Origin of the sequence: Evansella cellulosilytica DSM 2522 (assembly GCF_000177235.2) — a bacterium.
GTDB lineage: Bacteria > Bacillota > Bacilli > Bacillales > Salisediminibacteriaceae > Evansella > Evansella cellulosilytica.
This window is the reverse complement of the sequence record NC_014829.1, coordinates 2650534-2665233: the sequence shown is the minus strand read 5'-3', so window position 1 is coordinate 2665233 and position 14700 is coordinate 2650534. Positions and strand designations below refer to the sequence as shown.

The 14700-nt window shown below is 37.0% G+C and carries 12 protein-coding genes; all 12 read left to right on the top strand.

Annotated features, from left to right (window positions below; translation table 11 throughout):
• The first annotated feature begins 41 nt into the window (after positions 1 to 41).
• The 12 genes from BCELL_RS12175 to pnp all read left to right on the top strand — a co-directional run bounded on the left by BCELL_RS12175 (position 42) and on the right by pnp (position 14647).
• The gene (locus BCELL_RS12175) at positions 42 to 4346 is read left to right on the top strand and encodes a PolC-type DNA polymerase III (RefSeq protein WP_013489052.1); all 4305 of its coding nucleotides are present in this window, start codon (positions 42 to 44) and stop codon (positions 4344 to 4346) included.
• Between the two features lie 254 nt (positions 4347 to 4600).
• Positions 4601 to 5065: a ribosome maturation factor RimP gene (gene rimP, locus BCELL_RS12170; protein ID WP_013489051.1), complete on the top strand. Its 465-nt coding sequence runs from the start codon at positions 4601 to 4603 to the stop codon at positions 5063 to 5065.
• A gap of 24 nt (positions 5066 to 5089) precedes the next feature.
• The gene (gene nusA / locus BCELL_RS12165; RefSeq protein ID WP_013489050.1) at positions 5090 to 6214 is read left to right on the top strand and encodes a transcription termination factor NusA; all 1125 of its coding nucleotides are present in this window, start codon (positions 5090 to 5092) and stop codon (positions 6212 to 6214) included.
• 12 nt (positions 6215 to 6226) lie between these two features.
• Positions 6227 to 6505: an RNase P modulator RnpM gene (rnpM, locus tag BCELL_RS12160; protein WP_013489049.1), complete on the top strand. Its 279-nt coding sequence runs from the start codon at positions 6227 to 6229 to the stop codon at positions 6503 to 6505.
• The gene (locus BCELL_RS12155; RefSeq protein WP_013489048.1) at positions 6502 to 6804 is read left to right on the top strand and encodes a YlxQ family RNA-binding protein; all 303 of its coding nucleotides are present in this window, start codon (positions 6502 to 6504) and stop codon (positions 6802 to 6804) included. The genes rnpM and BCELL_RS12155 overlap by 4 nt, the downstream gene beginning before the upstream one ends.
• Positions 6805 to 6868: 64 nt before the next feature.
• The gene (gene infB / locus BCELL_RS12150) at positions 6869 to 9019 is read left to right on the top strand and encodes a translation initiation factor IF-2 (RefSeq protein ID WP_013489047.1); all 2151 of its coding nucleotides are present in this window, start codon (positions 6869 to 6871) and stop codon (positions 9017 to 9019) included.
• Positions 9016 to 9297: a DUF503 domain-containing protein gene (locus tag BCELL_RS12145; protein WP_013489046.1), complete on the top strand. Its 282-nt coding sequence runs from the start codon at positions 9016 to 9018 to the stop codon at positions 9295 to 9297. The genes infB and BCELL_RS12145 overlap by 4 nt, the downstream gene beginning before the upstream one ends.
• Before the next feature lie 38 nt (positions 9298 to 9335).
• Positions 9336 to 9686 carry a 30S ribosome-binding factor RbfA gene (rbfA, locus tag BCELL_RS12140; RefSeq protein ID WP_013489045.1) on the top strand — a complete coding sequence of 117 codons (351 nt, stop codon included), beginning with the start codon at positions 9336 to 9338 and terminating at the stop codon, positions 9684 to 9686.
• Between the two features lie 114 nt (positions 9687 to 9800).
• Positions 9801 to 10721 carry a tRNA pseudouridine(55) synthase TruB gene (gene truB, locus BCELL_RS12135; RefSeq protein WP_013489044.1) on the top strand — a complete coding sequence of 307 codons (921 nt, stop codon included), beginning with the start codon at positions 9801 to 9803 and terminating at the stop codon, positions 10719 to 10721.
• Positions 10722 to 10763: 42 nt separating this feature from the next.
• On the top strand, positions 10764 to 11702 hold the full coding sequence (gene ribF / locus BCELL_RS12130) for a riboflavin biosynthesis protein RibF (RefSeq protein WP_013489043.1): 939 nt from the start codon (positions 10764 to 10766) through the stop codon (positions 11700 to 11702).
• Positions 11703 to 12028: 326 nt separating this feature from the next.
• On the top strand, positions 12029 to 12298 hold the full coding sequence (gene rpsO, locus BCELL_RS12125; protein WP_013489042.1) for a 30S ribosomal protein S15: 270 nt from the start codon (positions 12029 to 12031) through the stop codon (positions 12296 to 12298).
• Between the two features lie 255 nt (positions 12299 to 12553).
• Positions 12554 to 14647 (top strand): polyribonucleotide nucleotidyltransferase, encoded by a 2094-nt coding sequence (pnp, locus tag BCELL_RS12120; protein ID WP_013489041.1) that lies wholly within the window; start codon positions 12554 to 12556, stop codon positions 14645 to 14647.
• The last annotated feature ends 53 nt before the right edge of the window (positions 14648 to 14700 follow it).

Here is a 14700-nt window from a genome sequence, read left to right as displayed (position 1 = left end):
CCCACAACTCATTTGTATGAATGATAAGGGGGCCGATGTAAATGAATGACGATCGTGAAATAAGAAAACAACGCCTTCAATTGTTATTAGAGCAAATTGCTATTCCGCAAGAAATGATCGATTCACATTTCCGAGAAGGTACTATTGAAAAGCTAGAAGTTTATAAGAATGAAAAAAAATGGCATTTTTATATTTCCTTACCTTCTATATTACCATTCCCAGTATTTCAGCTTTTTTACTCTCACATTCAAAAGCGCTTAGAGCATATTGCGAAAGTGGATATTACGTTAGCATATACTGAAAATATCAATCTATCCAATTATATAAAAGATTATTGGCCGTTTTTTGTTGAGAAGTTAAGGTCTCACACTAATGGCTTAATTCGTCGATTACAAAATCAAATACCATCTGTAGAAGGAAAGAAAGTCATCATTTCTGTTCTAAATGAAACGGAAGGGGAAATGATTCAACGGCGTGTCCAAGAACCTCTACAACACGCCTTTGAGCAAGTCGGTTTTGGTAAACCAGTAGTGGAAACTATTGTAAAAGAATCAAAAGAAGAAATAGAAAAATTTGAAGAAAAGAAAAACGAGGAAGATCATTCTAGAATGGTTGAAGCCATGATGGAAAAGAAAAAACAAGCGGAACAGACAAGTGAAATGTCAGGTGTACAAGAAGTAACTTTAGGACATGCTATCAAACCAGATGAAATCACTTCGATAAAAAGTATTATAGAAGAAGAACGAAGAGTAGCTGTCCAAGGTTATGTATTCTTTGCTGAAACGAGGGAATTGAAAAGTGGTCGCACACTTCTGACTTTTAAGATTACTGATTATACAGACTCCCTCCTTGTTAAAATATTTTCTAATGGTAAGGAAGATCTACCTCTTATTCAATCTATTAAAAAAGGCATGTGGCTTAAAGTTAGGGGAGGTATTCAATACGATACATTCGTTAGAGACTTAACGATGATGGCTCGTGACTTACAGGAGATAAAACCAAAACAGCGGATCGATAAAGCACCTGACGGGGAAAAGCGTGTAGAACTTCATGTACATTCAGCGATGAGTCAAATGGATGCCGTTACATCAATATCCAAGTATGTAGAACAGGCAAATAAATGGGGGCATCCTGCAATAGCAATTACTGACCATGCAGTATTACAAGCTTTCCCAGAGGCATACAGCGCTGGGAAAAAAACAGGAGTAAAAATATTATATGGTGTGGAGGCAAACCTCGTTGATGACGGAGTGCCAATTGCCTATAATCCTGTTGACCGAGATTTACTTGATGAAACGTACATTGTTTTTGACGTTGAAACGACTGGTCTATCGGCTGTATATAATACGATTATAGAGTTAGCTGCTGTTAAAGTGAAAAATGGCGAGATTGTTGACCGGTTTGAGTCATTTGCAAATCCTCATGAAAAGTTAACGCCACTTATTATTGACTTAACGGGAATAACAGACGACATGGTAGAAAATGCGCCTGAAGTTGATGATGTATTAAAAGACTTTCATGAATGGATTGGGGATGCTACTTTAGTAGCCCATAATGCAAGCTTCGATATGGGTTTTATTAACGCTGGTTTTCAAAAAATAGGCTATGGACATGCGACCAACCCTGTTATTGATACTTTAGAATTAGGTAGATTACTGTACCCAACCTTTAAAAATTATCGGTTAAATACTTTATGTAAAAAGTTTAATATTGAATTAGTAGCCCACCATAGAGCAATTTATGATGCAGAAGCAACAGGACATTTATTGTGGAAAATGGTGAAGGATGCCACTAGCCAAGGGATCATGAAGCATTTTCAATTAAATGAACAAACTTCTAAGGATGATTATAAAAAACAACGTCCAAATCACTGTATCATCTTCGGAAAAACAAAAGAGGGGTTAAAAAATTTATATAAACTCGTTTCCCTGTCTCATATTAATTATTTTTATCGTGTACCACGAATACCAAAATCGGTGTTATCAGAGCATCGAGACGGTTTAATGATAGGCTCAGCGTGTGATAACGGCGAAGTGTTTGATGCGATGATGCAAAAATCACCCGAAGAGGTAGAAAAAGTAGCGGAATTCTATGATTATCTCGAAGTGCAGCCACCAAGTAATTACAATCATCTAGTAGAAAAGGAAATTATACGTGATGAACTTGCGTTAAAGGATATCATAAAAAAAATTATAGATCTTGGAGATAAACTTGGGAAAAAAGTCGTTGCAACAGGAAATGCACATTATTTAAACGAAGAAGATGCTATTTATAGAAAAATATTGATTGCTTCACAAGGTGGAGCAAATCCATTAAACAGAACGTCACTGCCAAAGGTACATTTCCGCTCTACTGATGAAATGTTGTCATGTTTTAGTTTTTTACCAGAAGAAAAAGCGAAAGAAATTGTAATAACAAATACAGTTGCTGTTGCAAATGAAATCGACGATATTAAACCAATTCCAGATGATCTTTATACACCTAAAATTGAAGGCGCTGATGATGAAATGCGCGAGCTTAGCTACGGACGAGCGCGAAGCATTTATGGAGAAACATTACCAAAGATAGTAGAAGATCGCCTTGAAAAGGAATTAAATAGTATTATTAGTAATGGATTTTCAGTTATTTATTTAATTTCTCAAAAACTTGTAAAGAAGTCATTAGATGATGGATATTTAGTAGGCTCTCGTGGGTCGGTAGGGTCTAGCTTTGTAGCAACGATGACAGAAATTACAGAAGTAAACCCACTTCCACCACATTATGTTTGTCCAGAATGTCACCATTCAGTATTTTTTGACGATGGCTCTGTTGGATCTGGATTTGATTTACCTGATAAGGAATGTGAAAAGTGCGGAACCCAATATAATAAAGACGGCCAAGATATTCCGTTTGAAACATTTTTAGGATTTAAAGGAGACAAAGTACCCGATATCGACTTAAACTTCTCAGGCGAATACCAAGCTACTGCACATAATTATACGAAAGAGCTCTTTGGTGAAGAATATGTGTATAAAGCTGGTACGATAGGAACGGTTGCTGAAAAAACGGCTTATGGATTTGTTAAAGGATATGAGGATGACAATCAACTAAGACTTCGAGGTGCTGAAATTGACCGCCTAGTTTCAGGTTGTACTGGTGTAAAGCGTACGACAGGACAGCACCCAGGAGGGATTATTGTTGTCCCAGATTACTTAGATATTTATGACTTCACTCCGATTCAATATCCAGCAGATGATGCTGAGTCAGAATGGCGAACAACACATTACGATTTTCACTCTATCCATGACAATTTGTTAAAGCTAGATATACTCGGACACGATGATCCAACAGTAATTAGGATGCTCCAAGATTTAAGTGGCATAGATCCAAAAGACATTCCAGTCGATGATCCTGAGGTGTACAAATTATTTAGTGGTACGGAGTCCCTCGGTGTTACAGAGGAGCAAATCATGTGTAAAACAGGTACGTACGGCATTCCGGAATTTGGGACAAGATTTGTACGTCAAATGTTAGAGGAAACGAAGCCGAGTTCTTTTAGTGAGCTTGTGCAAATATCGGGGTTATCTCATGGAACGGATGTATGGTTAAATAATGCAGCTGACCTTATTGCGAATGGAACGTGCGTACTAAAAGATGTGATCGGTTGCCGTGATGATATTATGGTTTATTTAATATATAAGGGGCTCGAACATTCTTTAGCATTTAAAATTATGGAGTTTGTACGTAAAGGGAAGGGATTACAAGAAGATTGGATCGAAGAAATGAAAAAGCACGGAGTGCCGGATTGGTATATTGGCTCATGCTTAAGAATTAAGTATATGTTCCCTAAAGCACACGCGGCTGCCTATGTTCTTATGGCAGTTAGAATTGCTTACTTTAAAGTTCATTATCCTATTTTGTTTTATGCTGCATACTTCACAGTTCGTGCGGACGATTTTGAAATTGATACGATGGTGAAGGGCTCTGCATCTATCCGAAAGAGGATAGAGGAAATTTATGCAAAAGGACTCGACGCTACTCCAAAGGAAAAAAGTGTTGTTACTGTTTTAGAGCTAGCCCTTGAAATGTGTGAACGCGGAATGTCCTTTAAAAAAGTAGATTTATATAAGTCAAAGGCAACAGAATTTATAGTTGATGGTGATTCACTTATTCCTCCATTTAACGCAATAAATGGTGTAGGGACAAATGCTGCAATTAACATTGAAAAGGCGAGAGAGGATGGAGAATTCCTCTCTAAGGAAAATTTGAGAGAAAGAAGTAAAATTACAAAAACCGTTTTAGAGAACTTAGATGATCATGGTTGTTTAGAAGGAATCCCTGATTCGAATCAACTTTCTTTATTTTAATAAGTTACGTATGAATTTACTAAAGCATGTAAAAAATGCTAATAAAACCTTCATTTGCAAGGTTTTATGGTTTATGTTATAGTATTATGGAAATACTAGTAATAATGATGTCGCCAAGAGTGGGTTTATCCCACTCTTTCTTTTGTAATCAATTCCATATTGGCAGTAATTTGGCAAATGTTCACCATCTAAAATAGTACATATTAACTAATAGTCATATATCATTTTATTGTTTTCAGAAGGAGGGAAGTATGATGTCAATTCGTGAAGAAGTAGAGGTTTTAGTGGAGCCAATATTACAACAGATGTCACTAGAACTTGTTGATATAGAATATAAAAAAGAAGGAAAGAACTGGTTCCTTCGTGTTTATATAGATCGTGATGGTGGTGTTGATCTTGACGATTGTACAGCTGTGAGTGAACAATTAAGTGAAGCGTTAGATAAACACGACCCTATTGATCAAATGTACTACTTAGAAGTATCATCACCTGGTGCAGAGCGTCCTTTAAAAACAGAACAGGACATTGTTCGTGCAGTTGGAAAGTACATTAATGTAACTACTTATGCACCGATAGATGGAGAAAAGGTTTTTGAAGGTAAACTGATGCATTTTAATGATGGAATATTATCAATGGAGACTAAAGTGAAAACAAGAGTGAAAACAGTGGAATTGCCATATGACAAAATTGCTAAAGCTAGACTAGCTATTGTTTTTTAAACTTGAAAGGGGGAAGAGAAGTTCATGAACAGTGAATTCATGGATGCACTAACAACGATTGAAAAGGACAAAGGTATTGATAAGGAAATTATATTAGAGGCCATTGAACAGGCTTTAATAACTGGCTACAAAAGAAACTTTAATTCAGCCCAAAATGTACGAGTTGATATTGACCGAAATACAGGAAGTATTAGAGTATTTGCTAGAAAAGAAGTAGTAGAGGAAGTATTTGATTCTCGGTTAGAAATATCGCTAGAAGCAGCTAAAAATATTCACCCACAATACGACGTGGACGATGTCGTCGAAATTGAAGTGACACCTAGAGACTTTGGGCGTATTGCAGCCCAAACAGCAAAACAAGTCGTAACGCAACGAGTAAGGGAAGCAGAAAGAGGAATTATTTACTCTGATTTTATCGATCGTGAAGAAGATATTATGACAGGAATTGTCCAAAGACAAGACCACCGTTTTATTTATGTTGACTTAGGCAAAGTAGAGGCACTTATGCCTGTTAGTGAACAAATGCCAAATGAAACATATAAACATAATGACAGAATCAAAGCGTATATTACAAAAGTTGAGAAGACAACAAAAGGTCCACAAATTATGATTTCGCGAACACACCCGGGGCTTTTAAAGCGTTTATTTGAATTAGAAGTTCCTGAAATTTATGATGGAACAGTAGAAATCAAGTCTGTATCGAGAGAAGCTGGAGATCGATCAAAAATTGCAGTTCATGCTGAAGACCCAGAAGTTGATCCTGTAGGTTCTTGTGTTGGACCTAAAGGTCAAAGAGTTCAAACGATAGTGAATGAACTAAAAGGGGAAAAAATAGACATTGTTAGGTGGTCGGAAGATCCGAAAGTTTATGTTGCAAATGCATTAAGTCCGTCTAATGTAGTGCAAGTAACTGTCAATGAAGAAGAGAAAATGACACAGGTTATCGTTCCTGACTACCAGCTTTCATTAGCAATAGGAAAAAAAGGGCAGAATGCTCGTCTAGCAGCAAAATTAACAGGCTGGAAAATAGATATTAAGAGTCAATCAGAAGCAGAAGAGTTAGGACTATATAACTCAAATACTGATACAGAACAGGATTGGACTGATGAAGACGTTGAAGAAATTGATCATGTAGAACATGAGGAGTAAGGAGGGCTATAAATGAAAGGGAAGAAAAAATCCCCCTTGCGTAAATGCGTGATAACGAATGATATGAAGCCTAAAAAGGAGCTCATTCGTATTGTTCGTACTCCAGAAGGTGAAGTTTTGCTTGACCATACTTCCAAAAAGTCTGGTAGAGGCGCTTATATTTCTTCGGATCAATCTGTTATTGAAGAAGCAAAAAAGAAAAATACATTAGCGAGACACTTAAAGGTCGATATTCCTGAGCAATTATATGAGGAACTACTCTTAGAGGCGAACAAGGGGAACAAGTCATGAATGAAGAGAAATGGCTTCAGACTCTAGGTTTAGTCACGCGCGCTAGGAAACTAATAACTGGTGAAGAATTAGTTATTAAATCTATACAAAAGCAAAAGTCTTTCTTTGTAATTGTGTCAGAAGATGCTTCTCAAAATACAAAAAAGAAAGTAACTGATAAATGTAAGTACTATAACATCCCGTATGCGATAAAAGGTAACCGCGAATCTATTGGACGCGCTATTGGAAAAGAGGAACGTGTTGTCATCGGAATTGAGGATGCTGGATTTGCTAGAAAAATGAGATCGATCATTGAATAACTTTGTTTACATACCATTTTAATATTCAGGATGATGGAAGGTAACGAAGGTGGGAGGTTAGTTTATGAGGAAGATACGTATATATGAATATGCGAAAGAAAAAAATGTTACAAGTAAGCAAGTCATCAAAGATTTAAAAGATATGGGGATTGAAGTCGCAAATCATATGAGTGTAATTCAAGGGGATACTATTGAAAAGTTGGATAAAACATATTCACAATCTGTAAAAACAGAAGAGAAAGCAAAAGATACGAAAACTACTCAAGGTTCGACTGGAAAGCAAAATAACGCTCCGCAACAAGGTAAAAATAAGCAACAACAGGAGAAACCGACCAAGAAACAACAATCGAAAGAAAATCATGATAAAAATAAAAATAAAGATAAGAATAAAAATAAAAATAGACGTGGAGACAAACAAAAATCTCAGTCAACGAAACAGGAGGCGAAGACTCCCGTGAAAGAAACCCCGTCAAAAATTACTTATACAACACCAATAACGGTTGGAGAATTTGCAGAAAAAATAAATAAAGAGCCATCTGAGGTAATAAAAAAATTAATGTTTTTAGGTGTCATGGCAACAATCAATCAAGAGCTTGATAAAGATGCGATTGAACTTCTATCTGAAGATTTCGGAATAGAAGTGGAAGAAGAAGTTGTCATTGATGAAACAGAATTTGAAAACTTTGAAGAAAATGACGATCCAAATGAGCTAGAAGAACGACCACCTGTTGTAACTATCATGGGTCACGTTGACCATGGTAAAACAACGCTTTTAGATAGCATTCGACATACAAAGGTAACTGCAGGTGAAGCAGGAGGTATTACGCAACATATTGGTGCATACCAAGTAGAGGAAAATGGCAAAAAAATAACTTTCCTTGATACACCAGGACACGCAGCTTTTACAACGATGAGAGCAAGAGGTGCACAAGTAACAGATATTACTATTCTCGTTGTTGCAGCTGATGATGGTGTGATGCCACAAACAGTCGAAGCGATTAATCATGCGAAAGCTGCTGAGGTACCGATTATCGTTGCCGTAAACAAAATTGATAAAGAGGGAGCAAACCCTGATCGTGTTATGCAAGAATTAACAGAGCATGGATTAGTTTCAGAAGCATGGGGAGGCGAAACAATCTTTGTTCATGTCTCTGCTTTAAACGGTACTGGCATTGATGAACTTTTAGAAATGATTTTGCTTGTCTCTGAAGTAGAAGAACTAAAAGCTAACCCTAATAAGCTTGCTAAAGGGACGGTTGTTGAGGCTGAATTAGATAAAGGTCGTGGACCTGTTGCAACGTTACTCGTTCAGGCAGGAACACTTCGTGTAGGAGATCCTGTCGTGGTTGGAAATACGTTCGGTCGAGTTCGAGCCATGGTGAATGATATAGGACGTCGAGTAAAGGCTGTTGGTCCGTCCACACCTGTTGAAATTACTGGTTTAAATGCGGTTCCTCAGGCTGGAGATCAATTTGTTGCATTTGATGATGAGAAGAAATCCCGTCAAGTTGGTGAAGCTCGTGCTGTAAAGCAAAGAGAATCCGAACTACGTGAAACGTCAAAAGTTAGTTTAGACGATTTATTTGAACAAATCCAGCAAGGGGATATTAAAGAAATTAATGTAATTGTAAAAGCAGATGTTCAAGGGTCAGCAGAAGCGATGAAAGGATCTCTTGAAAAAATTGAAGTCGAAGGTGTGAAAGTAAATATTATTCACGCTGGTGTTGGGGCTATAGCTGAATCGGATATTATATTAGCTAGTGCTTCTAATGCTATCGTTATCGGATTCAATGTTCGTCCTGATGTAAATGCGAAACGAACTGCAGAACAAGAAAAAGTAGATATTCGTCTTCACCGCGTCATTTATAATGCAATTGATGAAGTTGAATCAGCGATGAAAGGGATGCTTGATCCAGAATACGAAGAAAAGGTAATTGGTCAAGCGGAAGTTCGCCAAACCTTTAAAGTCTCTAAAATTGGTACCATTGCCGGATCTTACGTAACAGATGGTAAAATTACTCGCGACTCTACAGTAAGGCTCATTCGTGATGGTGTTGTTATCTTTGAGGGTGAAATTAACGCACTACGAAGATTCAAGGATGATGTAAAAGAAGTTGCACAAAACTATGAGTGCGGGATCACTTTAGAGAAGTTTAATGATGTAAAAGAAGGAGACATCATCGAAGCTTATGTCATGGAGGAAATAAAGCGTTGATCATTGGCCTAGTCGTTGTTGAAGCGTTGATCATGAATGCACATAACTTAAAAGATAAAAGATCTGTGCTAAAAAGTGTCATTACAAAAGCTAAACAGCGATATAATGTGTCAATAGTAGAATCATCACATCAAGATGTCTGGCAGAGAGCGGAATGGTCCATTGTGACTGTAGGGAATTCTCGAACCCAAGCGGAAACGGAAATTCGTAGAGCTGTGTCCATTATTGATAACCATCCAGATACAGAAATCACAAGTATCAATTGGGAGTGGTTATAAAAACTGAGGATTTATTATTCGATAGGGGTGTTATACTTATGAGTAATGTTCGTGCCAATCGGGTAGGAGAACAAATTAAAAAAGAGATAACAGAGATTATCCAACGGGAAATAAAGGATCCGCGTGTTGGGTTTATTACCGTAACTGCGGTTGATGTTACTGGTGATTTACAGCAAGCAACTGCTTTTATTACTGTATATGGAGATGATGATCAGCGTTCAAACACGTTAGCAGCTTTAGAAAAGGCAAAAGGTTTTATACGCTCTGAAATTGGCAAACGGATTCAGCTTCGTAAAACACCCGATTTATCTTTTAAATTTGATGAAAGTATTGAACGTGGAAATCGAATTGAAGAACTACTCCGTAAGCTAAATGAAGAAGATAAGTAAATGATAAAAAGTGAGGGTGTTTAGAATGGTACATATTCCTTTCTAACACTCTCTTTCTTTTATAAAACGAGACGATGATAACAGTTCACAGATAGAAAAAGGAGGGAGCACATGATGAAGGAGCCTATTGGAATACTTCCTTTATGGAAGCCTCGCGGTATGACATCCTTTGATGCTGTTAAGGAAGTCAAAAAGATATATCACACTAAGCGAGTGGGACATACTGGTACACTGGATCCAGATGTTGATGGTGTATTACCCATTTGCTTAGGTCGTGCCACTAAATTGGTAGAATATTTAACTGCTGATAAAAAGACGTATGAAGGTGAAGTAACATTAGGTTTTTCTACTACGACAGAAGATGCTTCTGGAGAAGTAGTAGCTGAAAAAAAAGTAGATGAAAAAATAAGGGAAGAGGATGTCCGAGAACTGTTTAATCATTTAATTGGAGAAATTACGCAAACACCGCCAATGTATTCGGCAATAAAAGTAAAAGGAAAACGTTTATACGAATATGCTCGAGAGGGAAAAATAATCGATCGACCGTCTCGAAAAGTTTCAATATATCATATAGAACTTGTTTCCCCCGTTGAAAAAACAATTGATAAGAATGTGAAGTTTCGATTTAGAGTTACATGTAGTAAAGGGACATACATTAGAACTTTATCAGTAATGATCGGTGAAAAATTTGGTTATCCAGCTCATATGTCTTCTCTAACACGTACAGCTTCTGGACAATTTAAAAAAGAAGATTGTATTGAATTACATAAACTACGAGCGCTACAAGAAAAAAACGAGCAAAACGATGTACTTATGCCAATTGAACTAGCATTACGTCATTATCCAAAAATAACATTACCGCAAGAACTAGAACAGAAGGTGATGAATGGGGCACTATTACCAGATACGTTAATTAATGTAGACGAACCTCTTATAGCTATGTATAATCAACAAGGAGAATGTTTAGCACTTTATGAATTACATCCTAAGAGATCTGGTATGTTAAAGCCAGCAAAAATGCTAAAATCTGTTTGATGAACATAAAGTAGCTTCGTGATAATAACTGAGGTGGCAATAGTGGAGACGATACAAATTACACATCCGCATCAATTGGAAAATCTGCCTAGACTATGCTTAGCATTAGGTTTTTTTGATGGGGTTCATAAAGGACATCAAGAAGTCATTTTGACAGCAAAAAATGAAGCAAAAAAGAGACAATTACGATCTGGAGTAATGACTTTTTTCCCACATCCAAAAGAAGTGTTAAGAAAAGAGAAAAAAGTATATTATTTGACGTTAATGAAAAAAAAGGAAGCCCTCATTCGGCAATTAGGGATAGATTATTTATTTATTGTTACATTTAATGAAACATTTGCAGAGCTTAATCCACAACAATTTGTTGATCAATACTTAATAGCACTTAATGTAAAACATGTCGTAGCTGGTTTTGATTACACGTACGGTCGTCTAGGGAAAGGAACGATGGAGACACTGCTGTTCCATTCTCGAAATGAGCTGACGTACACTACTGTTGGACAAGTGTCTGCAAATGGTGAAAAAATAAGCTCAACCAACATCCGGCATTTTTTACAATGCGGTGACCTAAAACGTGCTAATGACTATTTAGGACGACCATATGAAACTTCTGGAACGGTCATTCATGGTGAAAAAAGAGGAAGAACAATAGGTTTTCCTACGGCGAATGTATTATTAGAAGAGAGATCCTTTACCCCTAATAGCGGTGTATATATTGTAAGACTTTTGGTTAATAATGAGTGGAAGGAAGCTGTTTGCAATGTCGGCTATAAGCCTACCTTTCATAAGTTAAGAGAAGGAGAGCCGACAATTGAGGTGCATGTTACTAATTTTAATGATGACATTTATGGAGAAACCGTGACGATACAATGGCTTTCAAAATTAAGAGATGAGAAAAAATTTAATTCCATTGGTGAATTAAAAGCACAGCTGGAAAACGATGTAAACAATATGAATGAATTTTTTCAAAGGCTATGTTAAAGTATACTGTTGTTTTTTAGCCTATTGATTGTAGCGGAGGATATGAGACTCCTGCGGGAAAAGCAACTGCTGAAGACACCGTAGGGGTGTTTTTCCCCGAAGGGGGCTGAGGCGTTGTCCGCGGAAAGCGAATATCTGGAGCGAAAATCAACAACAAAGTTTAACAGAGCCTTTTCAAAAAGAAAACTCATCATTATTTTACAATAATCCTTGATTAATTACGCAAATACTAGTAAGATTAATTATGTTCAACAACCATTGCTTGGCAGCACGATTCACCAACGTCTGCTCAGCGAATGGGGATTATATATAAGGAGGTGGAACGGATGGCATTAACACAAGAACGTAAAAATCAAATTATTCAGGATTTCAAAACTCATGAGAATGATACTGGATCTCCTGAAGTTCAGATCGCTATCCTAACTGAGCAAATTAATACGTTAAACGAGCATTTACGTACTCACAAAAAAGATCATCATTCACGTCGTGGTCTTTTAAAAATGGTCGGTCAACGTCGTAACTTACTTACGTACTTACGTAACAAAGATGTTACTCGTTATCGTCAACTCATCGATAGACTTGGTCTACGTCGATAAAAAAAAGCGGGAGTCATCCCGCTTTTTTGGTGTCTTTTATATTTTATATCAATAATATTTTATTATTTCATAAAGTCAATGAGTATTTCTAATTACGGATTTTTTTGATATGATAATCACTAGGAAAAGGATAGAAATTCCTGAGTTTCTAGATGAAATTTAAATTTTCTAATAACAACACGTTTAGTACATAAAAATAAGCCAACAATATAAAATAGTGGCGAAGATTAAGAGGACGAGAGGAGTACTCGTAGAATGAATCAAGAAAAACAATTATTTTCAATGGAATGGGCTGGCCGAACCTTAACTATCGAAGTCGGGCAATTAGCAAAGCAAGCTAACGGTGCGGTCTTAGTACGGTACGGAGACACAGCAGTACTTTCTACTGCTACCGCTTCAAAAGAACCAAAGGATTTACCTTTTTTCCCATTGACAGTAAATTATGAAGAACGCTTATATGCAGCTGGTAAAATTCCAGGTGGTTTTATTAAACGTGAAGGACGTCCGAGTGACCATGCTGTTTTAACTAGTAGGCTTATTGATCGACCTATTAGACCTATGTTCCCAGATGGTTTCCGTAATGATGTCCAAGTGATTAGTATCGTTATGAGTAATGATCAAGATGCACCTGCTGAAATGGCGGCAATGATCGGTTCATCACTTGCATTGTCAGTATCAGATATTCCTTTCTCTGGACCAATTGCAGGTGTAACGATTGGACGCATTGATGGTGAATTTATCATTAACCCAACACCGCAACAGCTTGAGACTAGTGATATCGAGCTTGTCGTTGCTGGTAATAAAGATGCTATCAATATGGTTGAGGCAGGAGCTGAGGAAGTACCTGAGGAAACAATTTTAGAAGCGTTAATGTATGGACATGATGAGATTAAACGCATTATAGCATTCCAGGAAGATATCGTATCTAAAGTTGGAAAAGAAAAAATGGAAGTACAACTTAAAACAGTCGATGCTGATCTAGAAGCCGAAATTCGAGATAAAGTAGGCAATCAACTTAAAACGGCTGCATTAGTTGAAGAAAAGCATGCTAGAGAAGATGCCGTCAAGGCAGTAATGGACAGTATTTTAGACCAATACGTAACAGAAGAGGAAGATCGTTCTGTTGAAGCAAAAGAAGTATTGGACAAGCTATTCAAAGAAACAGTACGTATTTTAATTACGAAAGAAAAAATACGTCCAGATGGTCGAAAGCCAGATGAAATTAGGGCGCTTGCTTCTGAAATAGATATCTTACCTCGAACTCACGGTTCAGGGTTATTTACTCGTGGTCAAACACAAGCATTAAGTGTTTGTACATTAGGGGCATTAGGAGATGTGCAAATTTTAGATGGTTTAGGTATAGAAGAAACAAAGCGTTTTATGCACCATTATAACTTTCCATCCTTTAGTGTCGGTGAAACAGGACCAATTCGTGGCCCAGGTCGACGCGAAATTGGGCACGGTGCATTAGGAGAAAGAGCTTTAGAGCAAGTAATTCCATCAGAGGAAGATTTTCCTTATACAATTAGACTTGTATCAGAAGTTTTAGAATCTAACGGTTCAACATCTCAAGCAAGTATTTGTGCAAGTACACTTGCGATGATGGCAGCAGGTGTACCAATTAAAGCACCTGTAGCTGGTATTGCAATGGGGCTTGTAAAGCATGAAGAAGATGTCACTGTCTTAACCGATATCCAAGGAATGGAAGATGCATTAGGTGACATGGATTTCAAAGTAGCAGGTACGAAAAAAGGTGTCACGGCAATACAAATGGATATAAAAATATCAGGTATAGATAGAGCTGTGCTTGAACAAGCGCTTTCTCAAGCAAGAGAAGGTCGAATAAAAATACTAGAAAGTATGGAATCAGCAATTTCTACACCGCGTGAAGAGTTAAATGAATATGCACCGAAAATTTTAACGATGTCAATAAATCCGGATAAAATCCGTGACGTGATCGGACCAAGCGGAAAAATGATCAATCAAATCATTGAAGATACGGGAGTTAAAATTGACATTGAGCAAGATGGTAAAGTGTATATCGCATCTGCAAATCACGAAATGAATTTAAAAGCAAAACAAATTATCGAGGATATCGTACGTGAAGTACAAGTTGGAGAAACTTATTTAGGAAAAGTCAAAAGAATCGAAAAATTTGGCTGCTTTGTAGAGTTATTCAAAGGCAAAGACGGATTAGTTCATATTTCTCAACTTGCAAAAGAAAGAGTAAATAAGGTTGAGGATGTTGTTTCTTTAGGTGATGAAATACTCGTTAAGGTTACAGAAATTGATAACCAAGGTCGAGTTAATTTATCAAGAAAAGTCCTTCTGTCCGACGAAAAAGCATAATTGTTATGAGGGACTGGGTCAATCCCAGTCTTTTTATTTGTAGTTTTACTCAG

Coding starts and splice junctions, on each gene's coding strand:
- BCELL_RS12175 (WP_013489052.1), top strand. CDS start 42: ATGAATGACGATCGTGAAATAAGAAAACAACGCCTTCAATTGTTATTA.
- rimP (WP_013489051.1), top strand. CDS start 4,601: ATGTCAATTCGTGAAGAAGTAGAGGTTTTAGTGGAGCCAATATTACAA.
- nusA (WP_013489050.1), top strand. CDS start 5,090: ATGAACAGTGAATTCATGGATGCACTAACAACGATTGAAAAGGACAAA.
- rnpM (WP_013489049.1), top strand. CDS start 6,227: ATGAAAGGGAAGAAAAAATCCCCCTTGCGTAAATGCGTGATAACGAAT.
- BCELL_RS12155 (WP_013489048.1), top strand. CDS start 6,502: ATGAATGAAGAGAAATGGCTTCAGACTCTAGGTTTAGTCACGCGCGCT.
- infB (WP_013489047.1), top strand. CDS start 6,869: ATGAGGAAGATACGTATATATGAATATGCGAAAGAAAAAAATGTTACA.
- rbfA (WP_013489045.1), top strand. CDS start 9,336: ATGAGTAATGTTCGTGCCAATCGGGTAGGAGAACAAATTAAAAAAGAG.
- truB (WP_013489044.1), top strand. CDS start 9,801: ATGAAGGAGCCTATTGGAATACTTCCTTTATGGAAGCCTCGCGGTATG.
- rpsO (WP_013489042.1), top strand. CDS start 12,029: ATGGCATTAACACAAGAACGTAAAAATCAAATTATTCAGGATTTCAAA.
- pnp (WP_013489041.1), top strand. CDS start 12,554: ATGAATCAAGAAAAACAATTATTTTCAATGGAATGGGCTGGCCGAACC.